Origin of the sequence: Jingyaoa shaoxingensis (assembly GCF_014385005.1) — a bacterium.
Lineage (GTDB): Bacteria > Bacillota > Clostridia > Lachnospirales > Lachnospiraceae > Marvinbryantia > Marvinbryantia shaoxingensis.
In genome coordinates this window covers 75,772-100,683 of record NZ_JACRSZ010000014.1, presented here as the reverse complement: position 1 = coordinate 100,683, position 24,912 = coordinate 75,772, and the positions used below count along the sequence as shown (strand labels likewise).

Below are 24,912 nucleotides of genomic sequence, written 5' to 3'. Positions count from 1 at the left end.
GGAAGACGAAGGCAGAACTTAGCAGGAAGGTCGTTCTGGGAGCGAAGCGAACAGAACTTCCAAAAGGTTTGGGAAACACGGATGAAAAGTATTTACCGTATGCGGTTTTGAAGGTACAATCTTCATATTCCTCGATAGCTCAATGGTAGAGCACTCGGCTGTTAACCGAGGGGTTGTTGGTTCGAGCCCAACTCGGGGAGTTTTTTCATATAAAGCTATATGAAATAGTTATTTTGGCTCCATGGTCAAGCGGTTAAGACACCGCCCTTTCACGGCGGTAACAGGGGTTCAAATCCCCTTGGAGTCATCGATCTATGAAAATAGATTGACAAACATAGCAGTACCTGCTATAATATATTTGTTAAGGCGCAGTAGCCAAGTGGTAAGGCAATGGTCTGCAACACCAGTATCCACCGGTTCAAATCCGGTCTGCGCCTCTAAAAGGTCTGAAGCACATTGTTTTCAGATCTTTTTTTTATGCAATTTTTGAAGTTAAAGGGAATGGACAATAAAGAAATTTACTTGAAAAATATTTCTAAATTAAGTGTGATCAGAAGCAAAGGAACGTATAAGGAAATCTTTTTGTTGACGATTTAATTGCTTAATCGCATATTCACGGCGCATAGCTTCCTGTTTGGTAACAAAAGTTTCATAATAAACAAGGGTAACCGGAAGACGGGGACGGGTGTATTTGGCACCCGTCCCTGAATTATGTGATTGGATACGTTTTTCCAGATTGTTGGTCCAGCCGGTATAATAAGTACCGTCGCTGCATTTTACAATATAAGTATAGTTCATAGCAGGCTCCTGAAATCTATCAGATCAAGCAATCGGCGTTGCGGTACATTAACAGTAGAACCGGATGGAGAATCAGATTCTGAATGAAGCATGTGGGATACAGACGATTGCAATTTTAATGTCTGATCTATTATACGTTATTTTGTTCAAATTGTGTAGTAATACAAAAGAAAAAGTCATAGGTCGAAAAACCTATGACTTTAGAAAAATATACGTATTTGTTCAGCAATTTGTTGTACGTTCATCAGGCTAAATAACAGAACATAAAGATATAGTGGCAGAGACTTCCGCCCATCACAAACAGATGGAAGATCTCATGGGAGCCGAAGTACGGATGCTTCGAATTAAAGATCGGCAGCTTCAGTGCATAGATCACACCGCCAATGGTGTAGATAATGCCGCCGGTCAGCAGCCAGAAAAATGCACCCGGTGTCAGGGAGCGTACGATTGGACCGAATGCCAGGATGCAGGTCCATCCCATGCCGATATATAATATAGAAGAGAACCATTTTGGACAATAGATCCAGAAGGCCTTGATCAGAATACTGGTAATAGCAAGTCCCCAGACGATCCCCAGAATGATCAGACCGAGACGTCCGTTCAGAACCAGAAGACACACCGGAGTGTAGCTGCCGGCAATTAAGACAGATATCATCATATGATCCACTTTTTTCAATAATTTGTTGACAGATGGTGAAATGTCAAAAGTATGATAAGTGGTGCTGGCTGCATAGAGCAGAATCATGCTCGCCATGAATACAGCCATGGAAATCATATAAATCGGACTGCCATGACGACTTGCACGAACGAGAAGAGGTGCAGTGCCAAGAGCAGCCATGATCAATCCAATAAAATGGGTAATGGAACTTCCGGGATCCTTGATTGTCATCTTGTGTATCGGATTCTGAGTAACAGAATGTCCGATAGAACTTACAGTTATTTCTTTCATAGTAAAGCCTCCAAAATATTAAAAACTATCACATGTAGTATTAAAAACTATGTCATATCATATACAGATAATATATCTTTTCACGAAGAAATGCAAGGGGAAAATAAATATTAATGAAATTTTTGCTTCGTGTCTGTAAAGGTACTGTACAGATACAGAAATTTTAGGACAATCCAGAAGAGCCTGTCAGGCGTTGTATTCTTGAAAGATGTTTGGTTTTGCGATATACTTGGGGATAAAGGAATAAAAAGAAAAGGTGGGAAAATATGTCAGATTCAAAATACAGCAATCTTGGCAGTGAAATCAGTGATATGGTGCAGAAGGCCATAGACAGTCAGGATTTCAGCCAGTTAAGTACAACAATACAGAATTCAGTCAGTCAGGTAGCGAACACAGTAGTGGATACCGTGGTTTCATCCGTGATCGACGAACCACAGCCTGACCGCAGACCTGATTATATGAAAAATGCGCAGCATAAGATGGAGGTGGCACAAAATCCGTGGAAGAGTCAGTCAAAGCCTGTGCAGAAGACTGCAGAGTCTGCCTCTGTAGCTGAGCAGGGACGCTATTCCCCAGGAGGAAGCGGACGACTGAAGGGATATTTTATGTTTACCATGGGGATTGCAGGTGTGCTTGGATGTGCGGCAGGACTGCTGACTCTGGCAATTGCCAGTAAGATCACAGGTGTGGCACTGACCGTGCCGGAAGTGATTCTGTTTATCGTGGCTGTCGGTTTTGGCGCTTTGAGCATAAAAGGCAGTGGAACCCTGAAACAGATCAAGAAATTTAAGAATTATGTGAAGAAGATCGGAAAACGAGATCATATTTCCATAGAAGAACTGACATCATCCAGTGGAAGAAATGAGAAGGAAGTCTTAAAAGATATTCAGGATATGCTGCAGGAGAATATGTTCCTGCAGGGACATCTGGATCAGGAGAGCAAGACACTGTATGTGACAGATCAGGGATACCAGAATTTTTTACAGGAAAAGACTCAGAGACTGGAACAGCAGAACCGGGAGAAAGAAGCACGGGAAAAACTGGAGCGGGAAACACAGGAACTGCCACCGGAAGTACGAAAACTCATTACAGACGGAAATGCATATATCGAGAAGATCCGTAAAAGTAACGATGCTATCAGTGATGAAGCAGTTTCCAGAAAACTATATGATCTGGAAGCTGTGACACGGAAGATTTTTGATTACGTAAAGGCACATCCTGAATGTGCCGATGATACCAAGAAACTGATGAAGTATTATCTGCCGACGACGATAAAGCTGCTGGATTCCTATGAGAAGCTGACAGAAGAAGAACTGGAGGGACAGCATCCGGACCAGCTGGCCAATATTGCAAAGTCCAGGAAAGAGATCGAGGATACACTGGATACTTTGAACATGGCATTTGCAAAGTTATTTGATAATCTGTATCAGGATACTTCCATGGACATTACAGCAGACATCTCAGTATTGCATACACTTCTTGCACAGGAAGGACTGACAGGAGAAGAGATCAAAGATGCCATGAAAGATGTAAAGTAAAACATCAGATGTAGTAAAATGCTTGCCGGCAGTGGCATGAATAACAGCAAAATGAAGCAGTGAAAGGAGAAGCAAGATGAGTGATGAATTTGAAAAACTGGCGGGAACCGCGCCAACTTTAACTCTGACACCGTTCCCGGAGAAGGAGGAACTGCCACAGAAGACAGAAGAACAGGAAGTGGAAGAAGTAAAAGAGAAGATGGAGGAAGAATCCCATTTTACACCGGAAGAACAGCAGCAGATTCAGGCATTTGCACAGCAGATCAATATATCTGACAGCAATATGATTCTCCAGTACGGTGCCGGTGCACAGCAGAAGCTGGCAGATTTCTCTGAAAAAGCGTTGGAGAATGTAAAGTCACAGGATCTGGGTGAAGTCGGTAATATGCTGACAGATGTGGTGGCCGAGTTGAAGAATTTTGACGTGGATAATGAAAAAAAAGGATTTCTGGGTCTGTTTCACAAGGGTGAGAACAAGCTGGAGACCATGAAGGCAAAATATGATAAGACCGCTGTGAATGTGGACAAGATCTGTGATGTCCTGGAAGAACATCAGGTACGTCTCCTGAAGGATACAGCCATGCTGGATCAGATGTATGCGTTGAATCTTACTTATTATAAGGAACTGTCTATGTATATTGCGGCAGGAAAGCAGAAGCTGGAAGAGGTAAGAAATACACAGTTAAAAGAACTGATGGAAAAAGCACAGGCAGGAGATGATCAGGTGCTGGCACAGGAAGCCAAGGATCTTGCCAGTTATTGTGACCGTTTCGAGAAGAAACTGCATGACCTGGAACTGAGCCGTATGATCTCCATGCAGACAGCACCACAGATCCGCCTGATTCAGAATAACAACACCATGATGGTGGAGAAGATTCAGTCCACACTGGTGAATACGATTCCACTGTGGAAGAATCAGATGGTCATTGCGCTTGGGCTGGAACATGCGCAGCGGGCTGCCAAAGCACAGAATGCAGTGACAGATATGACCAACGAACTGCTGAAGAAGAATGCAAATGCACTTCATGAAGCAACGGTTTCCACTGCAAAGGCATCTGAGAGAGGAATTGTAGATATTGAAACACTGACCCAGACCAATGCAGAACTGGTAAAGACCTTCGATGAAGTACTGCAGATCCAGAGCGAAGGACGCCAGAAGCGTCTGCAGGCAGAAGCAGATATGGTAAAAATGGAAAATGAATTAAAACAGAAGCTTCTGGAGATCCGAAAATAAGAAATTCACATGGCGAATAGAGGAAGAATTTGACGATCATTCGCAGATTGACAGTAAAGAGTGTCAAGTTTATAATATTTGACGGTGATGTGAAAACATACAAGGGAATGGGAAGATGAAGAATTTTATAGAAGAATTTAAGAAGTTTATTATGCGTGGCAATGTAATGGATCTGGCAGTCGGTGTTATCATCGGTGGTGCTTTTCAGGCAATTATCAATTCGCTGGTAAACGATGTGATTATGCCATTGATCAGCCTGATTACCGGAGGACTTGATTTTTCCAATCTGTTTATTCAATTCAGCGGAGAAAAATATGCAACACTGGCAGAAGCCCAGGCTGCAGGAGTCGCTGTATTTGCATATGGTAATTTTATAACAGCTGTATTGAATTTCCTGATTATTGCATTTGTGATTTTTATGGTGGTAAAGGCAATGAATAAACTGTCAGAAGTCAGAATGAAAGAAAAAGAGGAAGAAGAACCGGTTACCAAGATCTGCCCATTCTGCCAGAGTGAGATATCCATAAAGGCAACACGATGCCCGCATTGTACTTCTGTATTGGAGAAGGAAGCATAAAATAAGAAATGAAGTAACGGCTCAGAATCCATCACATCTGTGAAGGAACTGAACGGATACGGAATGAAGAAGATTGGAGAACAATATGTGCGGAATAGTAGGATATGTAGGTGACCGCCAGGCGGCACCGATATTACTGGATGGACTTTCCAAGCTGGAATATCGTGGATACGATTCAGCGGGTATGTCTGTCCGTAATGGAGCAGCAGCGGCCGAGATTGTGAAAGCAAAGGGAAGACTGAAGGTACTGGCAGAGAAGACCAATGATGGTAAGACATTGCTGGGCGATTGTGGTATCGGTCATACCAGATGGGCAACCCATGGAGAGCCATCTGTAGAGAATGCCCATCCACATTGCAGTGATGATGGCAATGTAGTAGCCGTTCATAACGGAATTATTGAGAACTATCAGGAATTAAAAGATAAACTGACCCGCAAGGGGTATCAGTTCTATTCAGCAACGGATACAGAAGTAGCAGTAAAGCTGATTGACTATTATTATAAAAAGTATGTAGGAACACCGGTGGATGCACTGAACCATGCCATGATCCGTATTCGAGGATCTTACGCTCTTGCCGTAATGTTTAAAGACTATCCGGAAGAGATCTATGTGGCCAGAAAAGACAGTCCGATGATTCTGGGACTGGGTGAGGGAGAATCCTATCTGGCATCTGATGTTCCGGCAATTCTCAAATATACCAGAAAGGTATACTATATTGGCAATCTGGAAATCGGCCGTCTGGAGAAAGGAAAGATTACTTTCTACAATCTGGACGGAGATGAGATTGAAAAAGAACTGACAGAGATTAAGTGGGATGCAGAGGCTGCCGAGAAGGCCGGTTATGAACACTTTATGATGAAGGAGATTCAGGAACAGCCGAAGGCTGTACAGGATACTCTGAATTCTGTGATCCATGAGAATAAGATCGACCTCGCTGAAGTGGGACTGGAAGAAGAGCAGATCCGAGATGTTTCTCAGATCTACATTGTAGCATGTGGCTCAGCCTATCATGTAGGTGTGGCTGCCCAGTATGTAATAGAGGATCTGGCAAGGATTCCGGTTCGCGTAGAGCTGGCATCCGAATTCCGTTACCGTAAGCCAATTCTGGATCCGAACGGACTGGTGATTATCATCAGCCAGTCAGGAGAAACGGCAGACAGCCTGGCTGCACTGCGTGAGGCCAAGAGCAAAGGAATCCGTACGCTGGCAATCGTCAATGTAGTAGGATCATCCATTGCCAGAGAGGCAGATAATGTATTTTATACACTGGCGGGACCGGAGATTTCTGTGGCAACCACCAAGGCATACAGCACCCAGCTTATTGCAGCTTACTGCCTGGCAGTACAGTTTGCACTGGTAAGGGAAGAAATTACAGAAGAATACTATACTGAGCTGATTACAGAGATGCAGACACTTCCTGACAAGATCAGAAAAGTACTGGATGATAAAGAACGCATTCAGTGGTTTGCAGCAAAACAGGCAAATGCGAGAGATATTTTCTTTATCGGCCGTGGACTGGATTATGCAATTTCACTGGAAGGCAGTCTGAAGATGAAGGAGATAAGCTACATTCATTCCGAAGCCTATGCAGCAGGAGAACTGAAGCATGGAACGATCTCACTTCTGGAAGATAATACACTGGTGATCGGGGTGCTGACGCAGTCAGATCTCTATGAGAAGACACTGTCCAATATGGTAGAATGCAAGAGCCGTGGCGCATATCTGTGTGCCGTGACCAGCTACGGCAACTATAGCATAGAAGATACAGCAGATTTTGTAACCTACATTCCAAAGACAGATACACATTTTGCAACATCGCTGGCAGTCATTCCATTACAGTTGATGGGATATTATGTCAGTGTTTCCAAAGGTCTGGATGTGGATAAGCCGAGAAACCTGGCGAAGAGTGTGACGGTAGAATAACAGCAGGTGTGAAGAGAACTTCATCTGACCTGCATGGTCGTCCTGCCAGAATATGGAGTGAGAAGGACGGATAGTATGCTTGATAAAGAAGAGTTTTTTAAAGAGTATAAGGTAGAACAGGAATTCTTATGTTCCGGGCTGAAGTGGGAAGTACTGGAAGAGATCTATGATGATTACTGCAGGCGCCAGCCGGAGGTGGAAGAGTACTGTGGCAGGTTCGCAGAGTATTTCCTGGATGGAATGAAGATGCCGATTCATTCTATCCGTACCAGAGCCAAAGAACCAAAGCATCTGATTGAGAAGATTATTCGAAAACGAGGTAAGTACCAGAACAAAAAGTACCTGAATATTAACGTGGATAATTATCTGGATATTGTACAGGATCTGGTCGGCGCACGTGTATTAATTCTGGCAAAAGAAGAGTGGGAAGGTGTATTTGACTGGATCACGGAACGGTTCCAGACTAATGCCACAGATGAATGTTATCTGGCAGAGCCACCGGTGGCCTATACAAGATACGGTGACAGAGATATATTCGGGGATAAGATATACCGGGAACATACCGACCGGGGATACCGTTCCCAGCATTACATTATTCGTTTTGAAAAATATTTCTGTGAGGTGCAGGTACGGACACTGGCAGAGGAAGTATATGGAGAATTCGACCACAGAGTCAAATATCCTTACCGCAACGAGAATCATTTTCTGCTGCGCTATACGAATACGGTAGCACAGCTGGCAGATTCCATAGACGAGATTATCTCTACCTGTTTTGAAATGGGAGAGCAGGGATGGGAAAACTGTGCACAGTACTACAGCGGAGATACTTATGCGGACTGGCGCCATATTTCCCAGCCGGATACCTCGGAGCGGAAAGAAGAAAAAATACAGCGTGAGAAGAGCCGGGATACGGTAATTGATGCATCTGCATATCTGAATTCCGTGATACTTCGAAGGGAAAAAAAGTATGCAAAGTAGAAAGAGTCAGGGGCGTCAGAGCCATTTTCGGGAACTGCTGACAGAGGCGATGAGCGGGGAGTATCACATGGAGAAGCTGCCAAGTCCGGCGTACGATTTCGCGGAAGAGCGGCAGGCAGTTTATTATTCCAATATGCGTTATAACATGGAATCTGATATGAGTGTGATGGTAATGAATCACCATGAGCAGCTTGACGAACTGAAGTTATTAAAAGAATGGAAAAGGGAAGCACAAGAATGAACTGCGAATACAGTTACGAAGATATGATAGAAAAGATCGGAGAAGACAGACTGCATGAGAAATATACAGAAGTGCTGGCTTCCGCCAATCACTTTATAGAAGAAGCAGGCTATCAGGGGAACGTGGAATGCAATGAGCGTATCTTATTCAGCCTGATTCTGGATTATTATGCAGATCTGTTTCGGCTGAAGGACTTTCACGGCATTGAATGGATCCGCACAGAAAAGAGTTTTGCCTATCTGATTGCATGGATTGTGAGAAGAAAACCACTCCAGTTCCTGCACTATACAGAAGATGAAAAAGATATTTATGTAAATGAGCGGTTTGCCACATTCCTGATGCTGAATGAATGTCTCCTGTGTGGAGAAAAGAGATTTGTAGGAAGTGAGAATCAGTCCAGGTTGGACGAATACATAAATTTGCTGTTTTATTATTTTAAATACCGGGAATGCAATCCACAGGTAGTGGAACTGGCAATCGAGTCTTTCAAGATGGGAACTCTGGTATCATAAAAAACCAAAAGGCTGCTGCATTATTTTCTGTAGCAGCCTTTCTGTCATAAATTAAAAAAATGATGTAACTATTCAGACCCAATGTGAAGGCGCTGAACAGCTACAAATCATAGGAGAATATAATGAAATCACTGGTCATAGCAGAAAAACCGTCGGTAGGACGGGATATCGCAAGAGTACTGCATTGCAGCAAGCCTTCCGGAGGAGCACTGGAAGGAGACAAATACGTGGTTACCTGGGCACTGGGACATCTGGTGACTCTGGCTGACCCGGAAGAATATGACAAAAAGTATCAGAAATGGGATATGGCAACACTGCCGATGATGCCGGAGAAGATGCAGCTGGTGGTGATCCGCCAGACTGCCAGACAGTATCAGACGGTGAAGACCCAACTGTACCGGAAGGACATCGGGGAAGTGATTATTGCCACTGATGCGGGAAGAGAAGGGGAACTTGTAGCCAGATGGATTCTGGAAAAAGCCGGCTGCCATAAGCCGATAAAGCGGCTGTGGATTTCATCTGTCACAGACAAGGCCATCAAAGAAGGATTTGCACATTTGTCTGACGGAAGAAAATACCAGCATCTGTATGACGCGGCGGTCTGCCGTGCAGAGGCAGACTGGCTGGTGGGAATGAACGGAACCAGAGCACTGACCTGTAAACATAATGCCCAGTTATCCTGTGGAAGAGTTCAGACACCGACCATTGCCATGATTGCCAGAAGGGAGCAACAGATCCGCGCCTTCCAGGCACAGGAATACTATGGTGTTCAGATTCAGGACGAACAGATCCGCTGGACATGGCAGGATGAAAAAAGCGGGAGCTATCGTACATTTGCCAGAGACCGTGCAGAAAAGCTGCTGGGAGATCTGAAATGCAGACAGCTTACTGTAACAGAAGTAAAAGAGAATAAGAGCAGCGTGCTCTCTCCGGGGCTGTATGATCTGACAGAGTTGCAGAGAGATGCCAGCCGCATGTTTGGCTATTCTGCAAAGCAGACCCTGAATATTATGCAACAGTTATATGAGCGTCATAAGGTTCTGACTTATCCGCGTACCGATTCCCGATATATATCAAAAGACGTGGCAGAGACCATAAAAGAACGTCTCCGGGCCATCAGCATCGGACCGTATAAGAAGCTGGCAGGAAGCCTGATTATGCAGCCACTGCGGTTAAACAAGAGTTTTGTGGATGATAAAAAAGTCAGTGACCATCATGCAATCATTCCTACAGAGCAGTTTGTGCAGATGGAGAAGATGAGTACAGAAGAACGCCGGATTTATGATCTGGTAGTACGCCGTTTCTTAAGTGTTCTGTATCCACCGTGCATCTATATGCAGACCTCATTAAAAGGCGAGGCAGCAGGACAGAACTTTGCAGCTAAGGGAAAAGTGATGCTGGATCAGGGCTGGAGAGTGGTCTATGACCGTCAGCAGGAAGAGGAAGACGACAGAGAAGATGGATTAAAGGAACAGAACCTGCCATCTATAAAGAAGGGAGATCACAGAGAGATCCTGAAAGCAGAACTGACCAGGGGAAAAACCAAGCCTCCGGCATACTTCACAGAGGCAACACTTCTTTCAGCCATGGAAAATCCGGTCAAATATATGGACAGCCGGGATGCACAGATGGTAAAAACTCTGGGAGAAACCGGCGGTCTTGGAACAGTGGCGACCCGTGCAGATATTATTGAGAAGCTTTTCAACAGCTTTCTGATGGAGAAGCGTGGAAACGAGATCCATCTTACGGGGAAAGCAAGACAGCTCCTATCACTGGTGCCGGAAGATCTGAAGAAGCCGGAGCTGACCGCAGACTGGGAGATGAAACTGTCCAGAATCGCCAAAGGAGAAATGAAGCGGGATGTTTTTATGAAGGAGATCGATGCTTACACCAGAGAGATTGTGGAGGAGATCAAGGCAGATGACGGGGTATTCCGTCATGATAATCTGACCAGTCATAAGTGCCCGGTGTGTGGAAAACGTATGCTGGCAGTAAATGGCAAGCAGGCGAAGATGCTGGTATGTCAGGATCGTGAATGTGGACACCGGGAAGTGATTTCCAGAGTTACCAATGCGCGCTGCCCGAACTGCCATAAGAAGATGGAGATGTATGAAAAAGGCGGAGAGAAGACATTTATCTGTAAATGTGGATACAAGGAACGCCTGTCAGCATTTCAGGCGAGAAGAGAAAAAGAGGGCGCAGGAGTCAGCAAGAAGGATGTACAGCGCTATCTGAATAAACAGAAAAAAGAAGCACAGGAGCCAGTGAACAATGCATTTGCACAGGCACTGGCAGGAATAAAACTGGATAAATAACAAGGAGCATCAGCAGCGAAAAGAGGATAAGAACATGAAGAAGACAGCAGAGGAACTGATACAGTTTATCAAAGAAAGCCCGGATGCGTTCCATGCAGCGGCAGCAGTCACTGCACGGTTGAAGGAAGAAGGATATGAGGAATTAACAGAGAGAAAAAGCTGGAAGCTGGAGAGTGGAAAAGGCTATTATGTAACCAGGAACGACTCTGCAGTGATTGCATTCCGGATTCCTGAAGGGGAATTTTCAGGATATCAGGTGATGGCAAGCCACAGTGATTCCCCTTCCTTTAAGATTAAGGAAAATCCGGAGATGGTGGTGGATAACCATTATGTGAAATTAAATGTGGAGAAATACGGCGGTATGCTGATGGCACCGTGGTTTGATCGCCCGCTTTCCGTGGCAGGCAGAATTATGGTAAAAGAGACCACAGCAGACGGAAAGAAGAAGATCGTATCCAGGCTGGTAAATGTGGATCGGGATCTGCTGATGATTCCAAGCCTTGCCATTCATATGAACCGGGAAGTGAATGAGGGATACCGTTACAACGCACAGAAAGATATGCTTCCTCTGATGGCATGCGGTTGCGAAAAAGGTCAGTTTAAGGCGATTGTCGCACAGGCTGCCGGAGTGAAAGAAGAAGATATTCTGGCACAGGATCTGTTCCTTTACAGCCGTTCCCAGGCAAGTATCTGGGGAGCACAGGATGAATTCGTATCCTGCGGACGCCTGGATGACCTGCAGTGTGCCTTTGCAGGACTGAAAGGTTTCCTGGAAGCCGGTCACTGTGAGATGGAAGAGGTGTCACAGGCAGGAGCGGAAGAGAAAAAAGCCAGCACAGTTCCGGTATATTGTATGCTGGATAACGAGGAAGTGGGAAGTGGAACCAAGCAGGGAGCCGCATCTACATTTTTGAAAGACATTCTTACGAGAATCAATCTGGCAACAGGCGGAAACGAGGAAACCTATCTTCAGATGCTGGCGGGAAGTTTTATGGTATCTGCGGATAATGCTCATGCACTGCATCCAAATTACGCAGATAAGACAGACCCGACCAATCGTCCATATGTGAATGAGGGCATTGTGATCAAGCACAGTGCCAACCAGAAATATACCACGGATGCCGTATCAGCAGCTGTTTACCGTACCATTTGCGAGGCAGCAGGCGTACCGGTGCAGGACTTTTTTAACCGGTCCGACATGCTGGGCGGTTCCACACTTGGCAACATTGCCAATACGCAGACACCGATGAATACAGTGGATATCGGTTTGCCACAGCTTGCCATGCATTCGGTCTATGAGACGGCAGGCGTGAAGGATACCTGCTATCTGATCCGGGCAACCAGGCTGTTTTATCTGAGCAATGTGGCTGAATTACTGTTCTGAGAAGGGGTGATAACATGATCGCAACGGTAACATTAAATCCGGCAATTGACTGTGTGGTAAAGGTAGAGGAGTTCAGGACAGGCTGCCTGAACCGGGTATCAGAAGAGGCTGTTTTCCCGGGAGGAAAAGGGGTAAATGTGTCCCTTGTACTGGCAGAACTGGATGTGGATACCTGTGTCAGCGGATTTCTGGCAGGGACAACTGGAAAGGCATACGAAGCTATGCTGGCAGAACAGAAGCTGAAAGACCATTTCCTGTTTGTAGACAATGGATTTACCAGAATCAATACCAAGGTCAGCTCACAGGAAGAAACAGAGATCAACGGTATAGGTCCGGTTTTAACTTTTGCAGATCTGGACCGGCTTTGCAGTAAACTGCGGGAGCTGCCGGATCTGAATACGCTGGTGCTGTCAGGAAATGTACCATCCGGTGTGAAGGGAGCCTATGAATATATCCTGAAGAGTCTGTCAGACTTACAGGTTCGTCCGGTGTTGGATGTAACAGGAAAAGAATTGTTGAAAACATTGCCGTTTCACCCATTTCTTATCAAACCGAATCTGGAAGAACTGGAGGACTTGTTTACGATCCGTATAAAAACACTGGGAGAAGTGCGATACTATGCAAGAGAACTGCAGCATATGGGAGCTGCTAATGTACTAGTATCTATGGGCGCGGAAGGCATGCTGCTGTTGACGGAAGAGAAGACTGCCCTCTATGCAAAAGGCGTGAAAGGAAAAGTAGCCAATACTGTTGGCGCCGGGGATTCTTCGGTAGCAGGTTTTCTGGCAGGCTGGGAGCCGGAACATTCTTATGAAGAAGCACTCAGACTGGCGGCTGCAGCAGGAACGGCAACGGCATTTACCTATGGGACGGCACACCGGGATGAAATCAGACGTCTGGAAAAACGAATTCAGATTGAAAGAATATAAAGACATGCGATATGGAGGACAACATGAAGGAAAATGTAAAAAGAATCAGCGTGGATGTGCTGGTGGATATTCTGGGTGGAATTTTACTGACGATTGCAACCTATAGCTTTGCAGTACCGGCAGATTTCCCAATGACAGGAGTATCCGGAGTGGCGCTGATCTTCTATCAGTTATTCGGGCTGCCGGTAGGTGCGCTGACAGTGATTCTGAACATTCCGATCATTATCTGCTGTTATAAGACTCTGGGAAAACAGTTTTACCTGAAATCCCTGAGATCTACGTTGATTACATCTGCAGTTATGGATATCCTTGGACCGCACCTGCCGCTGTATCAGGGAGACTTGATTTTGGCGGCCATTTGTACCGGTGTTTTACTTGGTATCGGATATGCCATTATTTTTATGAGAGGTTCATCCACCGGTGGATTTGATTTTATTATGATGGCTGTAAAATACTATCGCCCACATCTGTCTTTGGGAAAAATAGCATTTGTAATGGATGCGATGGTAATTCTTTCCAGTGTCATTGCGATCGGAAGTGGTATCGACAGTATGATCTATGGGCTGCTGTTGAATTATCTGTATTCGATTGTACTGGATAAACTGATCAGTGGAACAAATTCCGGAAAATTAACGTTGATTATATCGGATCATACGCAGGAAATTGTGGATGAGATTGATAAACTGGTGGATCGAGGTTCTACCATTCTGCAGGGATATGGCGGCTATACCGGTGAGAAAAAGGAAGTTGTCATGTGTGCCAGCAGCGGCAAGGAGATGTATCTGATCCGTAAGCGGGTACATGAAATTGATGAACGTGCCTTTGTGATCGTAGTGGAATCCAATGAAGTCATTGGAGAAGGCTTCCGTCTGCCGGATGAAGCAAACCTGATGTAATGATAAGACAAAAAGTGTGTCCAAAATGTGAAAAAGAATACTTGTACTTCTAAGGAAAATTAGATAGAATAAAGATAACAAAAATATGTCCAGGAGGGAAAAGTTATGAGACAGGAAAAGAAGATCAGACGTCGCCTGATGCCACTGTTGTTGCTGACCATGTTGCTGAGTGTTCTGTTTGGCATGAATGCGATGGCAGCCAGCAAGACCGTTACCATGAAGAAAAGCTCAGGAGCCTATGTATATCAGCAGAACAGGGGCTATACAGGCACTATTTATCACAAATTTACAGTACCTACATCAGGAGTACTGGCTGTTTCCGGAAATAAAGTGTATTCATGGGGAAGAGGCAGCATGGATGTTACGGTATGCAACAGTAAGAAAAAGGCACTGACCTACAGAGAGTCTGTAAATGCATCCGGTGACCGGTATCTTACTTACGGAATCCAGAAGGGAACCTATTATCTGAAAACCAGTGGCAATGCTTCCTATATCTTAGCAGCAGGATTCCAGAAAATGGCTGACAGAGGTGCTGCTTCCAAATCAAAAGCATATGCTATTTCCCAGAAGAAGATCATCACCGGTGTAATCCCGATAGGGGAGAGTTCCAATAAAGCAGACTGGTTCAAGATCAAGATCGGAAGAAATAAAAAGCTTTATGTGGATATTGATTCCAAATGCAGTGGTAAGATTCGCTTCCAGCTCTATGGACCGAGCGCAAGAAACGGATGCACAATCGCAACTCTCGCCAACAGTGAAGGAACCTACTACATTGGCAATGCGAGAACAAGAAAGCCAATCGGATTAAAAGCCGGTACTTATTACATCAAAGTAAGCCGTGCAGCAAAGAGCGCAACCGGTGTCTACAGTTTTCGGTGTAAACTGAAATAACAGAAAAGAGAAAAGGCGAACCGTTTCACGATTCACCTGAGAAATGCCCTGCAGGTGTATCTGCGGGGCATTTTTGGCAGAACCCACATAAAAGTAACTTATCATCAGGATTTCTGAACAGAAGCAGAAAATTTTCAGGGAGGGAAAGACTATGAAAAAGAAAAATCGAAGAAGCTACCCTATTGTGCGGATTCTGATCACTGTAGTGTTATTATGTATGCTTTTCGGCGTGAATGTCGTGGCAGCCAGCAAAACGGTTACGATGAAGAAGGTGAGTAAAACATATTATACGTATAGCCAGGTGTCTGGTTTTAAAGGAACGGTGTATCATAAGTTTGTGCTGCCTTCAGACAGTGTAGTAGTGGTTTATGGAAATGCGGATCAGCTCTATACTTTCAAAAATTTGAATATCACTTTATGTAACAGCAGAAAAAAAGAGATCCGCAGGAAAGATGCAGTGAATTCAGATTGCGGCGATCTGATATGGTATGGACTGAAGAAGGGCACATACTACCTGAAAACCAGTGGTAATTCGTCGTATATTCTTGGTGTAACATTTGAAAAATGGGCGGATAAAGGTGGGTGCTCCAAATCCAAAGCATATAACACGGCACAGAAGAAAGTGGTAAAAGGTCTGATGCCGGTAGGTGAGAAGAGCAGTAAAGCAGACTGGTTTAAGCTGAAAGTAAAGAAAAAAGGAAAACTTTGCATCAATATAAAAAATGGCAGTACAGGGCGCATTCATTTTCAGATCTATGGACCAAGTGTGAAAAAGGGATACACACTGACTGCGATGGAAAGTGAAGACGAAGGAATCTATTATGTACGCAATGCAAAGACGAAAAAGGTATTAAAAGTAAAACCTGGAACTTATTATATAAAAGTAAGCAGAAAAGATAAAAACGCAACCGGCGGATATGCATTTTCATGGAAAAGACAGTAGAAAATGCTGCCTTCTGGAACAGTGGGTTCTGAATAGTTACCAATATACTTAAAATTCACAAATGTGAATAAATATAGAAAAGTTTGTTTATGTTTTTCTGACAAATCATGTAGAATGGAAAATAACACAAGTAAACGTAGAGAGGAAAGGTACAGGCGTCGGCGTCCTACAGTGATCTGCCATTAGGAAAGTGGATATCTGACTGTTAATGTAAATGCATTTTTTGATGGCTGTGAAATGTATGTATATGATGAAGATCTGACCACGACAGTAATTCACGGAGGTTTGCTCCATGGCTCAGATTCTGCTCCTGACACTTATCAGAAGGGTGCCTGACTGGAAAAGGGAACCTATCTTATCAGGATCCGGTCAAGCTGGAACAGTTATGGAAACTTCTGGGTAAAAGCCAGCTTTAAAGCAGCAGGAAACAAAATGCGGATCTGGAGGTTATTCGGTCAGAGATTCAGCATGGAAGTGAAAACGGAATCACCAGAACCGTAGTTGTGACAGTAAAGAACAAGTAATCTGGGAACAAAATTCTTTGAAAATAAGGTGGACAAAGCCTGGAAACAGGTTTTGTCCATCTTATTTTTATGAGTCATAAAACAAAAAGATAAATAATATATACAAAAAGAGATTGATACAAAGATAGAATATGACTAAAATAGAAATACATAGAACAAAGAAAGGATGATCGGATGAGATGGGTAAGTGATGTAGAAAAAGGTGCAGAGCTATTAGATGCCCGTGAGGCATTGGGAAAACTTCGGAGGAAATATTTTGGATAAGTATACTGTAAAAATGTTCCCCCGAGCCAGCTCGAATCCACTTCGTTGCTTCTTGCTGGTGGGCTGTCGCCCGGCTTAACGCCATGCACCATTCATAGCCCTACGGGCTATTTCATGGACGGCTGTCGCCGTATAAAATAGCAAAAATAAAGGCTCTTACGAGTAAACTCGCAGAGCCTTATTTTCACTATTTTGCATGGCTTGTAGCTTAGCCAAAGTATCTTTCTAAGAGACCTTTGAGTGCGCGTCCGTGACGGGCTTCATCTTTAGCCATTTCGTGTACGGTATCATGGATTGCATCCAGGTTGTTTTTCTTTGCGCATTTTGCAAGATCGAATTTACCCTGAGTAGCACCGAATTCGCAGTCAACTCTCCATTTCAGGTTGTCTTTTGTAGTAGCTTTCATGTTTGGTTCAAGGTCTTCGCCCAGCATCTCAGCGAATTTTGCTGCATGTTCAGCTTCTTCGTAAGCTGCTTTTTCCCAGTAGAGACCGATTTCCGGATATCCTTCGCGGTGAGCGATACGAGCCATGCACAGGTACATACCTACTTCTGAGCATTCGCCGTTGAAGTTAGCTTTTAACTGTTCGAAGATGAAATTCTTGTCTTCGTCGCTGATGTCTTTGTTGTCTTTTACAGTTTTAGCGTAGATGCCGTATTCATGTTCAGCAGCCAGAACCAGTTCACCCTGAACTTCCTGGAACATATCGGATTTTGCATGACAGACTGGACATTCAGCCGGTGCTGCTTCGCCTTCATAGATATAACCACATACTTTACATACAAATTTTGCCATTGTTTTGTTCTCCTTTTCTTTGAGTTTATATTTAGTTTTATTTACAAATCAGTAATTATTACTGATTTAAGACTACCACATCTCTGCGACTTTGTCAAGAAAAATAATAATTATTCTTATTTTTAACTTGCTTCTTCTGATTCTTCCATGCAGTCTGCACAGATACCGTAAAAATATGTGCAGTGCCGGTCAATTCTTCCCGGAAAATTCTTCCTTGCTACATTTATAATATCATCAATGCTGTCCATCTCCAGATCAAGTACGCTGTGACATCTGGTGCATACAAAGTGATTATGCGGGGCAGTATTGAAGTCATAGTGGTCACATCCGTCTCCGGTGGTCAATCTGGTAATTTCCCCGATATCAGACAGGAGGTTCAGATTACGGTAAATCGTTCCAAGGCTGATATTCGGAAATTGTTTTCGAATATTCATATAAATGGTATCAGCAGTAGGATGATCTTTGCGTGTGCTCAAGAATTCTTTGATAGATTCTCGCTGACGACTGTAATTCATGAGATCCGTCCTTTCTGAAACATAAAAATAATAACTATTACTGTTATTGATATTAGTATAGTCATATTTTATAGATTTGTCAAGAGAAAAATGTATATTGTATGGATTTTTACAAAAAGGCAATACTGGGAAAAGATAACGGGACAGGAGACAGAATATATGAAAAAGTTATGGATTACAATTGCTTTATTTGTAGCGATAGAGACGTTTGCATTTCCGCAAATATTATTTCCGGATTGTACTGGAGAATATAAGAAAAATACTTATACATGGGGAAAAGAAAGTGTGGAATATCATTTTCAAAGTTTTATTTATGAATACTTGTCTAAAATGTATAAAAATAAATGATGAAATAAAAAAAGGATATGTAAAATAATGAACAATACAAAACAAAACTATAAAAAATACACATTAATTGTGCGAAATTACACTTTTTAAAAGTGAAATTGAACGAAAAGAAGAGGGGCGAAATGATATAGTAAATACATAAGAAATTCAGGGAGGAAAAAGAGAATGAAAATGCTTGCAAGAAGAAGTGCAATACCCTATGTAATGTTACTTCCAACATTAGCTCTTATAGCTGTTTTTATGTTATACCCAATGCTAGATACAGTCTGGCTGAGTTTTCATGAATATAGCATAATGGGCGGTAAAAAAGCTTTTATAGGACTGGAGAATTTTTCAAAGCTTATGAAAGATCCTATTTTTATAAAAGCAGTAAAACATACAATACCATGGGTATTGGAAAATATTATTCCGCAATTAGTTCTGGGAACGCTAATTGCACTTTTGCTAAATCAAAATTTTAAAGGAAGAGGATTGGCAAGAGCTCTTGCATTTACACCATGGGCAGTAGGTGGAATGATAGTTGCTTTAATTTTCCGCTTTTTGTTTAATGGAAGCGTTGGCGTTTTTGGTGATATTCTTTTGAAATTAGGGATTACAGAAACCAGAGTTGCCTGGTTCTCAACAGCAACTTCAGCTCTCGGCACAATGATTGTCGCTAATACATGGAGAGGAATTCCTTTTTTTGCAATTAGTATTTTGGCAGCATTACAAAATATTCCAGAAGAAATTTATGAATCCGCACAAGTAGATGGTGCCGGAGTAGTCAGAAGGTTTTTTCAGATTACACTTCCAATGATAAAAGATACAATAGTGTTAACTACTTTATTAAGAACAATATGGACACTGAATATTGTTGATATTATATACAGTATGACAAATGGAGGACCAAATAATTCAACAATTACTTTACCGGTATATATTATGCAGAAATTCACAGCTACTTTAGATAGTGGATATTGCTCAGCAATGGCAGTCTTGTTAGTAGGAGCATTACTGATATTCTCAATTATATATTTGAATGTATCGAAGTATGGAAAGGAGACAATTTACTGATGTCTATTAAATCTAAAAAGAAAATGAGAAAGGCATTAACCTGTTATCTGCCTGTGATTATGTGGATTCTCATTACTATTTTTCCATATTATTGGTTTATAAATATTTCATTGACAGATAATTCAATGATTATGAAATTACCTGTATACTACTATCCTCATTTTTTTACTTTTGATAACTACAAGAAGATTTTGACAGCGATGGATTTTGCTCAAAATTTTAAGAACAGTCTGATTGTAGCGACAATGACAACACTGGTAATTATTGCATTATCTATTTTTGGAGGTTATGCAATGTCAAGATATCAGTTTAAGGCAAAGAGTGGCGTGATGTTACTGCTTTTACTGACGCAGATGTTTCCGGGAATTATTTTATTGATTCCATTATTCAGCGTATTCGTAAAATTGAAAATTTATGACAACTTATTATCATTAATTATTGTTAATGCGACCACCAACCTGCCGTTTTGCATGATTATGTGTTGTGGATTTTATGCAGGAGTTCCGATTACGCTTGAGGAAGCGGCGCAAATTGATGGATGTACAACGATTCAAGCCTTGTTTAAAATTGTTGTTCCGGCAATTTTACCTGGGATTGTAACATGCGGTGCATTCGCATTTGTAAATAGCTGGAATGAATTTGTATATGCATTGAATTTTATTAATACCTCTTCTAAATTTACAATTCCGGTAGCATTAAGTATGATGCAGGGAGAATTTACAGTTAATTATGGAGGAATTGCAGCAGGGACAATTATAGCGCTGATACCGGTTCTTTTAATTTTTGCATATATTCAAAAGTATCTGGTAGCAGGTATGTCTGGAGCAGTAAAAGGATGAAGAAATATATGAGGAGGAAATATAAATGAGCAGTATCTTGAACAGTTTTTCGTTAGAAGGAAAAGTAGCCTGGGTAACAGGCGGTTGTTATGGAATTGGATATGCGATAGCAAAAGCTTATTCGCAGGCAGGAGCAACAGTAATTTTCAATGCAAGAAAAGAAGAACATATACAAAAAGCACTGGAAGATTACAAAAAAGATGGAATCACAGCATATGGATACCTGTGTGATGTAACGAAAGAAGAAGAAGTTCATAAATTGGTAAAAGAAATTGAACAGAAGTTTGGAACAATCGATATCCTTGTAAATAATGCAGGTATTATAAAACGTATTCCAATGTGCGAAATGTCGGTAGATGATTTTAAAGAAGTGATAGACATTGATTTGACAGCGCCATTTATTGTCTCTAAAGCGGTTATTCCGGGAATGCTTCAGAAAGGACATGGAAAAATCATCAATATTTGTTCCATGATGAGTGAACTGGGAAGAGAAACAGTATCGGCTTATGCTTCTGCCAAAGGTGGCTTGAAAATGTTAACACGTAATATTTGTTCAGAATATGGAGAAGCAAATATTCAGTGTAATGCAATTGGACCAGGCTATATAGCAACTCCACAGACAGCACCATTGCGTGAACGTCAGCCAGATGGATCACGTCATCCGTTTGATTCATTTATTGTCTCAAAAACACCGGCAGCCAGATGGGGAACACCAGAAGATCTTATGGGTCCGGCCATTTTCCTTGCATCGGATGCGTCAGACTTTGTTAATGGACAGGTATTATACGTAGATGGCGGAATTTTGGCATATATCGGAAAACAACCAAAGTAAATATGGGAGACAGTCCCTAAAAAATAAATAAAAGAAGAAGGAGAATGAGAGATGAAGAAAAAAATGTATGGAATGGGAATTGCGGCAATCGTGGCAGCAACATGTATGGCGGTTCCAGTATTTGGAGAGGATGTAACAACAATTGATTTCTGGTATCACGATGGAAATGATGTCTCTAATGCGTACTGGCAGGAGATTATTGCAAAATTTGAAGAAAAATATCCAGAATACAAGGTAAATTACACAGGTTTGCCTGTAGAATCTTCTATGACAAAATATACAACAGCAGTTGCAACTGGAACGGCGCCGGATGTTGTAGACTTGCGAGATACAGATATTGCCACGATGGTTGGAATGGGATGTGTAACAGAACTGACAGATATTGTTTCAGGATTTGAAGAAGCTGCTCATTATAATCAGGCTGGGCTTGATGTTACAAGATCTTTTGCTAATGATGGTGGATTATATTGTCTTCCAATTTACTCAACGTTAAATATTTGCTGGGCAGACACCGCATTAATGGATGAAAAGGGAATAGAAATTCCAACTACACAGGAAGAATTACTGGAAGATTGTGAAAAGTATGCAGATCCTGATAATAACAAATACTTCTTCTCATTACGAGGTGGAAGTGGATGTACAGAAAATATTTTTGATTTTATATTTACATATGCAAATGTAGATCATATGTTTGAAGAGGATGGCACTTGTGTATTATCACAGCCAATTTTTGCTGAAGCTTTAGATAAGTATGCATCAATTTATTGGAATGGTTGGACTTCATCAGACTCGTTAACAAATGGATTTACAGAGATGGTTGCAGAATTCGGTTCAGGAACATCAATGTTCATTATGCATAATTCTTCCTCATATGCACAGCATTTGGCAAACCTTGGAGAAGGAAATTTTAAAAATGTAAAACCGCTGGCAAATGATGAGGGCACAGTTGTTACAAAAGCTTTATCAGCAGTAGGTCTTGCAATTATGAATTCAACAGAACATCAGGATGCAGCAGCAGCATTTGTTGAGTTTGTAGCAAATGCAGAAAATGATGAGTTTATCTGTGCAACAGAAGGTAGAGTGCCGATGAACGAATTAGTCTACGAATCAGATTGGTTTAAGAATGATCCATACAATCTGGTGTATTCAGAAATGACTACCGACGAAAACGTGAAATGGTTAACCTATCCGTTCTGGTTAAATGAATTTTCAGACTTTACTTCATCTTATGTAGCACCAGGATGGCAGGCTGTGCTTTTGAAAGAAAGAACATCCGAAGAAGTTTTGAAAGAATGGGCAGATTTCCTGACAAATGCGCAGAAAAGTTATCTTGAATCCATTGAAAAATAGTAATCAGTTGGCACTATCATTTGCCAGAAAGAGCAGAATATGAAAGTAGAAAAGACATTTCCAGAAGTATATAGAGAACAGTGCAAGATTCCATTTGCATTCAAAGAGGCTGTGATATATTATTTTAATCCAATGAAAGCTCCAAAATCCTTTTATGATGCGTCAGGTGGACCATTTGATGTTGTTCCGGTTGACTGCTGGCTGTTTTTGAAAGATGAATTTGGAATTGTGGGACAGGCACCATGTGGTCCGATTATGGAAAAAAGAATTCTACCATTGATTATGACAGGAGAAAAGAAATCATATGAAGAATGGTATGAGAAATGTTATTGGGCGATCCGAAATGACGGATTTTCCAGTGGCGTAGCGAATGAACTTGGACGGTTAGATCTTGCTTTGCATGATTTAATGGCGAAAAGGGCAGAACTTCCATTACATAAGTTTTTGGGAGCTACAAGAAACTGGGCAAAGGTGTATGCGAGCGGCTGTGGCACAAATTTAACATTGGACGAATGCATTGTAGAAGTTGACAATTTCCTGGATAAAGGATATGACTGTTTCAAAATTAAAGTTGGTACAAATTTTGGAACAACGATTGATGCAGATATTGAAAAAATCCGTGTAATCCGATCTGAAATAGGAGAAGATAAGAGGCTGGCTGTAGATGTAAACCAGATATGGAAAGCCAATGAGGCCATGGCATTTTATGACAAAATAGCAAAATTCAATATTGCATGGTATGAAGAACCGGTTCATTCGCATGATTTCAGAGAACTTGCAAAAATAACACAGATGTGTCCGGTACCAATAGGAATGGGAGAATCTGTTAAGAATTATTACATGCTGGAAGAATATGTACATTGTGGTGTAGGTCAGCTTCAGCCGATTCCAACGAATTTGTGTGCAGTAAAGGATTGGTGGAGAGGAAGACAACTGGCATATGATAATGATATTGAATTTACTTCTGGTGGAATATCTCAATTAACGGCTTCGTATATTGCATCTGGAAAAGAAACAGATATGGTGGAATATCTTGCACCAATTATTGCACCTTTGGCTAAATATATGAAACGTGTTCCAGAAGAAAAAGATGGAAAGTTTATTTTGGATGAACTTCCGGGAGCAGGCTTGGAGCCAGATCTGGAATTAATGAGAAAAATGGGCGTAATCAAGCATATTGAATTTATGAACTAGTTAGAACTGGAAAACAGGGGACGTTTTACGCACCCTGTTTTTCTAAGAACAGGAGAAAAAGATGAAAGCAGCAAAGTTGGTTGAAGTTGGAAAGATTGTAGTTGAGCAGGTAGAGAAACCAAAGATCTGTACGGACCAAGAAGTGTTAATAAAAGTAAAGGCAGTAGGACTTTGTGGGACGGATCTTCATGTATTTAAGGAAGGGCGCAATGATGTTGCCTTGCCAAGAATCATGGGTCATGAGTTATCAGGGGTAGTAGAAGAAATCGGCTCAAATGTCATAAATGTAAAAGTAGGAGATCATGTTATCCTTGATCCGGTTATTTCTTGTGGAACTTGTAAAATTTGTTTAAGAGGTCATGGAAATGTATGTGCAGATGTGAAATGCTTTGGAGTACAATGCGACGGAGGGTTCCAGGAATATATTGCGGTAGATTCTTCAAAAGTTTTTGCATATAATGAAAACGTTCCTTTTGAAATAGCAGCGCTAGGTGAACCGTTCTCGATTGCTTCCAATATTCTTTCCCGAACAAACGCAAAGAGCGGAGAGAAAGTTCTTGTCATCGGGGCGGGCACAATTGGACTTGGAATTGTTCAGGCAGCAAAAGGACTTGGGGCAGAAGTTCTGGTAAGTGATGTGTTTGATTCAAAATTGGAATATGCAAAACAATTTGGTGCAGATGCAATAGTAAATACTAAAACAGAAAGCCTGGAAGATGCATTGAACAGTTTTGCACCGGAAGGCGTTGATATTATCATTGATGCGGTTGGAAACTCTGCATTAATTAAAATGGCAGTTGAACTTGCACCACCATTGACGAGAATAGCTGTCATTGGATTTGATGCAAGACCAGCAGATATACCAATTGTACATATTACAAAAAAGGAATTGACTCTGGTTGGATCAAGAATGAACTGTAATCAGTTTCCAACGGTCGTGGAATGGTTGAATGCTGGAGTTATCACAGATAAAATGATAACAAAAAAATTCGAGTTTGATGATATTCAAAGTGCATTTGAATATACACTTTCCCATCAAGAGAGCAGTATAAAAACAATGATAGTAATGAATGAATAAAAAGGTATAG

Annotated in this window: 24 protein-coding genes and 3 tRNA genes; 23 read left to right on the top strand and 4 right to left on the bottom strand. The window is 42.0% G+C overall.

Features of this window, described 5'->3' with window-relative positions; genetic code table 11:
* Nucleotides 1-128 precede the first annotated feature (128 nt).
* From H8716_RS13245 to H8716_RS13235, 3 genes are all read left to right on the top strand, one after another.
* Nucleotides 129-200, top strand: a tRNA-Asn gene (locus H8716_RS13245).
* Nucleotides 201-235: 35 nt separating this feature from the next.
* Nucleotides 236-307 (top strand) — tRNA-Glu (locus tag H8716_RS13240).
* 58 nt (nucleotides 308-365) lie between these two features.
* Nucleotides 366-437: transfer RNA gene (locus H8716_RS13235), tRNA-Cys, on the top strand.
* A 103-nt stretch (nucleotides 438-540) separates the two neighbouring features.
* On the opposite strand, the gene H8716_RS13230 is transcribed toward H8716_RS13235, so the two are convergent.
* Both H8716_RS13230 and trhA read right to left on the bottom strand, forming a co-directional pair.
* Nucleotides 541-798, bottom strand: coding sequence for a GIY-YIG nuclease family protein (locus H8716_RS13230; RefSeq protein ID WP_249309505.1), 258 nt, complete (start codon nucleotides 796-798; stop codon nucleotides 541-543).
* A 244-nt stretch (nucleotides 799-1,042) separates the two neighbouring features.
* Complete coding sequence (gene trhA / locus H8716_RS13225; RefSeq protein WP_249309511.1) at nucleotides 1,043-1,687, bottom strand: PAQR family membrane homeostasis protein TrhA; 645 nt, start codon at nucleotides 1,685-1,687, stop codon at nucleotides 1,043-1,045.
* A gap of 326 nt (nucleotides 1,688-2,013) precedes the next feature.
* Between trhA and H8716_RS13220 the strand changes: the two genes are divergently transcribed.
* From H8716_RS13220 to H8716_RS13160, 13 genes are all read left to right on the top strand, one after another.
* A complete protein-coding gene (locus H8716_RS13220) occupies nucleotides 2,014-3,285 on the top strand; it encodes a 5-bromo-4-chloroindolyl phosphate hydrolysis family protein (protein ID WP_249309504.1) in 1,272 nt (423 codons plus the stop codon).
* Between the two features lie 76 nt (nucleotides 3,286-3,361).
* Nucleotides 3,362-4,519 carry a toxic anion resistance protein gene (locus tag H8716_RS13215; protein WP_249309502.1) on the top strand — a complete coding sequence of 386 codons (1,158 nt, stop codon included), beginning with the start codon at nucleotides 3,362-3,364 and terminating at the stop codon, nucleotides 4,517-4,519.
* A gap of 115 nt (nucleotides 4,520-4,634) precedes the next feature.
* A complete protein-coding gene (gene mscL, locus H8716_RS13210) occupies nucleotides 4,635-5,096 on the top strand; it encodes a large conductance mechanosensitive channel protein MscL (protein WP_249309500.1) in 462 nt (153 codons plus the stop codon).
* A gap of 85 nt (nucleotides 5,097-5,181) precedes the next feature.
* Nucleotides 5,182-7,020 carry a glutamine--fructose-6-phosphate transaminase (isomerizing) gene (gene glmS, locus H8716_RS13205; protein ID WP_249309498.1) on the top strand — a complete coding sequence of 613 codons (1,839 nt, stop codon included), beginning with the start codon at nucleotides 5,182-5,184 and terminating at the stop codon, nucleotides 7,018-7,020.
* 75 nt (nucleotides 7,021-7,095) lie between these two features.
* Nucleotides 7,096-7,998, top strand: a complete 903-nt coding sequence (locus tag H8716_RS13200; RefSeq protein ID WP_249309497.1) for a hypothetical protein — start codon at nucleotides 7,096-7,098, stop codon at nucleotides 7,996-7,998.
* Nucleotides 7,988-8,239 (top strand): transcriptional regulator, encoded by a 252-nt coding sequence (locus tag H8716_RS13195; protein ID WP_249309495.1) that lies wholly within the window; start codon nucleotides 7,988-7,990, stop codon nucleotides 8,237-8,239. The genes H8716_RS13200 and H8716_RS13195 overlap by 11 nt, the downstream gene beginning before the upstream one ends.
* Nucleotides 8,236-8,751 (top strand): hypothetical protein, encoded by a 516-nt coding sequence (locus tag H8716_RS13190; protein WP_249309492.1) that lies wholly within the window; start codon nucleotides 8,236-8,238, stop codon nucleotides 8,749-8,751. The genes H8716_RS13195 and H8716_RS13190 overlap by 4 nt, the downstream gene beginning before the upstream one ends.
* 122 nt (nucleotides 8,752-8,873) lie before the next feature.
* Nucleotides 8,874-11,066: a DNA topoisomerase III gene (locus H8716_RS13185; RefSeq protein ID WP_283243138.1), complete on the top strand. Its 2,193-nt coding sequence runs from the start codon at nucleotides 8,874-8,876 to the stop codon at nucleotides 11,064-11,066.
* 34 nt (nucleotides 11,067-11,100) lie between these two features.
* A complete protein-coding gene (locus H8716_RS13180) occupies nucleotides 11,101-12,450 on the top strand; it encodes a M18 family aminopeptidase (RefSeq protein WP_249309490.1) in 1,350 nt (449 codons plus the stop codon).
* A 14-nt stretch (nucleotides 12,451-12,464) separates the two neighbouring features.
* Entirely contained in the window at nucleotides 12,465-13,379 is a 915-nt protein-coding gene (gene pfkB / locus H8716_RS13175) for a 1-phosphofructokinase (protein ID WP_249309488.1), read from the top strand.
* Nucleotides 13,380-13,402: 23 nt separating this feature from the next.
* Nucleotides 13,403-14,275, top strand: a complete 873-nt coding sequence (locus H8716_RS13170; protein ID WP_249309487.1) for a YitT family protein — start codon at nucleotides 13,403-13,405, stop codon at nucleotides 14,273-14,275.
* 105 nt (nucleotides 14,276-14,380) lie between these two features.
* Nucleotides 14,381-15,166, top strand: a complete 786-nt coding sequence (locus H8716_RS13165; protein ID WP_249309486.1) for a hypothetical protein — start codon at nucleotides 14,381-14,383, stop codon at nucleotides 15,164-15,166.
* A gap of 151 nt (nucleotides 15,167-15,317) precedes the next feature.
* Entirely contained in the window at nucleotides 15,318-16,109 is a 792-nt protein-coding gene (locus H8716_RS13160) for a hypothetical protein (protein ID WP_249309485.1), read from the top strand.
* Between the two features lie 996 nt (nucleotides 16,110-17,105).
* On the opposite strand, the gene H8716_RS13155 is transcribed toward H8716_RS13160, so the two are convergent.
* Entirely contained in the window at nucleotides 17,106-17,693 is a 588-nt protein-coding gene (locus H8716_RS13155) for an NADH peroxidase (RefSeq protein ID WP_249309484.1), read from the bottom strand.
* Nucleotides 17,694-17,815: 122 nt separating this feature from the next.
* Complete coding sequence (locus H8716_RS13150) at nucleotides 17,816-18,208, bottom strand: Fur family transcriptional regulator (RefSeq protein WP_249309483.1); 393 nt, start codon at nucleotides 18,206-18,208, stop codon at nucleotides 17,816-17,818.
* Between the two features lie 159 nt (nucleotides 18,209-18,367).
* On the opposite strand from H8716_RS13150, the gene H8716_RS13145 reads away from it, so the two are divergent.
* The 7 genes from H8716_RS13145 to H8716_RS13115 all read left to right on the top strand — a co-directional run bounded on the left by H8716_RS13145 (nucleotide 18,368) and on the right by H8716_RS13115 (nucleotide 24,902).
* Nucleotides 18,368-18,556, top strand: a complete 189-nt coding sequence (locus H8716_RS13145; protein WP_249309481.1) for a hypothetical protein — start codon at nucleotides 18,368-18,370, stop codon at nucleotides 18,554-18,556.
* A gap of 165 nt (nucleotides 18,557-18,721) precedes the next feature.
* Nucleotides 18,722-19,609 (top strand): carbohydrate ABC transporter permease, encoded by an 888-nt coding sequence (locus H8716_RS13140; protein ID WP_249309479.1) that lies wholly within the window; start codon nucleotides 18,722-18,724, stop codon nucleotides 19,607-19,609.
* Entirely contained in the window at nucleotides 19,609-20,448 is an 840-nt protein-coding gene (locus H8716_RS13135) for a carbohydrate ABC transporter permease (RefSeq protein WP_249309477.1), read from the top strand. The genes H8716_RS13140 and H8716_RS13135 overlap by 1 nt, the downstream gene beginning before the upstream one ends.
* A gap of 25 nt (nucleotides 20,449-20,473) precedes the next feature.
* On the top strand, nucleotides 20,474-21,280 hold the full coding sequence (locus H8716_RS13130; protein ID WP_249309475.1) for a gluconate 5-dehydrogenase: 807 nt from the start codon (nucleotides 20,474-20,476) through the stop codon (nucleotides 21,278-21,280).
* Between the two features lie 51 nt (nucleotides 21,281-21,331).
* On the top strand, nucleotides 21,332-22,630 hold the full coding sequence (locus H8716_RS13125; RefSeq protein ID WP_249309473.1) for an ABC transporter substrate-binding protein: 1,299 nt from the start codon (nucleotides 21,332-21,334) through the stop codon (nucleotides 22,628-22,630).
* Between the two features lie 39 nt (nucleotides 22,631-22,669).
* A complete protein-coding gene (locus tag H8716_RS13120; RefSeq protein WP_249309470.1) occupies nucleotides 22,670-23,824 on the top strand; it encodes an enolase C-terminal domain-like protein in 1,155 nt (384 codons plus the stop codon).
* A gap of 61 nt (nucleotides 23,825-23,885) precedes the next feature.
* Nucleotides 23,886-24,902, top strand: coding sequence for an alcohol dehydrogenase catalytic domain-containing protein (locus H8716_RS13115; protein ID WP_249309468.1), 1,017 nt, complete (start codon nucleotides 23,886-23,888; stop codon nucleotides 24,900-24,902).
* Nucleotides 24,903-24,912: the final 10 nt, after the last annotated feature.

Coding starts and splice junctions, on each gene's coding strand:
- H8716_RS13230 (WP_249309505.1), bottom strand. CDS start 798: ATGAACTATACTTATATTGTAAAATGCAGCGACGGTACTTATTATACC.
- trhA (WP_249309511.1), bottom strand. CDS start 1,687: ATGACAATCAAGGATCCCGGAAGTTCCATTACCCATTTTATTGGATTG.
- H8716_RS13220 (WP_249309504.1), top strand. CDS start 2,014: ATGTCAGATTCAAAATACAGCAATCTTGGCAGTGAAATCAGTGATATG.
- H8716_RS13215 (WP_249309502.1), top strand. CDS start 3,362: ATGAGTGATGAATTTGAAAAACTGGCGGGAACCGCGCCAACTTTAACT.
- mscL (WP_249309500.1), top strand. CDS start 4,635: ATGAAGAATTTTATAGAAGAATTTAAGAAGTTTATTATGCGTGGCAAT.
- glmS (WP_249309498.1), top strand. CDS start 5,182: ATGTGCGGAATAGTAGGATATGTAGGTGACCGCCAGGCGGCACCGATA.
- H8716_RS13200 (WP_249309497.1), top strand. CDS start 7,096: ATGCTTGATAAAGAAGAGTTTTTTAAAGAGTATAAGGTAGAACAGGAA.
- H8716_RS13195 (WP_249309495.1), top strand. CDS start 7,988: ATGCAAAGTAGAAAGAGTCAGGGGCGTCAGAGCCATTTTCGGGAACTG.
- H8716_RS13190 (WP_249309492.1), top strand. CDS start 8,236: ATGAACTGCGAATACAGTTACGAAGATATGATAGAAAAGATCGGAGAA.
- H8716_RS13185 (WP_283243138.1), top strand. CDS start 8,874: ATGAAATCACTGGTCATAGCAGAAAAACCGTCGGTAGGACGGGATATC.
- H8716_RS13180 (WP_249309490.1), top strand. CDS start 11,101: ATGAAGAAGACAGCAGAGGAACTGATACAGTTTATCAAAGAAAGCCCG.
- pfkB (WP_249309488.1), top strand. CDS start 12,465: ATGATCGCAACGGTAACATTAAATCCGGCAATTGACTGTGTGGTAAAG.
- H8716_RS13170 (WP_249309487.1), top strand. CDS start 13,403: ATGAAGGAAAATGTAAAAAGAATCAGCGTGGATGTGCTGGTGGATATT.
- H8716_RS13165 (WP_249309486.1), top strand. CDS start 14,381: ATGAGACAGGAAAAGAAGATCAGACGTCGCCTGATGCCACTGTTGTTG.
- H8716_RS13160 (WP_249309485.1), top strand. CDS start 15,318: ATGAAAAAGAAAAATCGAAGAAGCTACCCTATTGTGCGGATTCTGATC.
- H8716_RS13155 (WP_249309484.1), bottom strand. CDS start 17,693: ATGGCAAAATTTGTATGTAAAGTATGTGGTTATATCTATGAAGGCGAA.
- H8716_RS13150 (WP_249309483.1), bottom strand. CDS start 18,208: ATGAATTACAGTCGTCAGCGAGAATCTATCAAAGAATTCTTGAGCACA.
- H8716_RS13145 (WP_249309481.1), top strand. CDS start 18,368: ATGAAAAAGTTATGGATTACAATTGCTTTATTTGTAGCGATAGAGACG.
- H8716_RS13140 (WP_249309479.1), top strand. CDS start 18,722: ATGAAAATGCTTGCAAGAAGAAGTGCAATACCCTATGTAATGTTACTT.
- H8716_RS13135 (WP_249309477.1), top strand. CDS start 19,609: ATGTCTATTAAATCTAAAAAGAAAATGAGAAAGGCATTAACCTGTTAT.
- H8716_RS13130 (WP_249309475.1), top strand. CDS start 20,474: ATGAGCAGTATCTTGAACAGTTTTTCGTTAGAAGGAAAAGTAGCCTGG.
- H8716_RS13125 (WP_249309473.1), top strand. CDS start 21,332: ATGAAGAAAAAAATGTATGGAATGGGAATTGCGGCAATCGTGGCAGCA.
- H8716_RS13120 (WP_249309470.1), top strand. CDS start 22,670: ATGAAAGTAGAAAAGACATTTCCAGAAGTATATAGAGAACAGTGCAAG.
- H8716_RS13115 (WP_249309468.1), top strand. CDS start 23,886: ATGAAAGCAGCAAAGTTGGTTGAAGTTGGAAAGATTGTAGTTGAGCAG.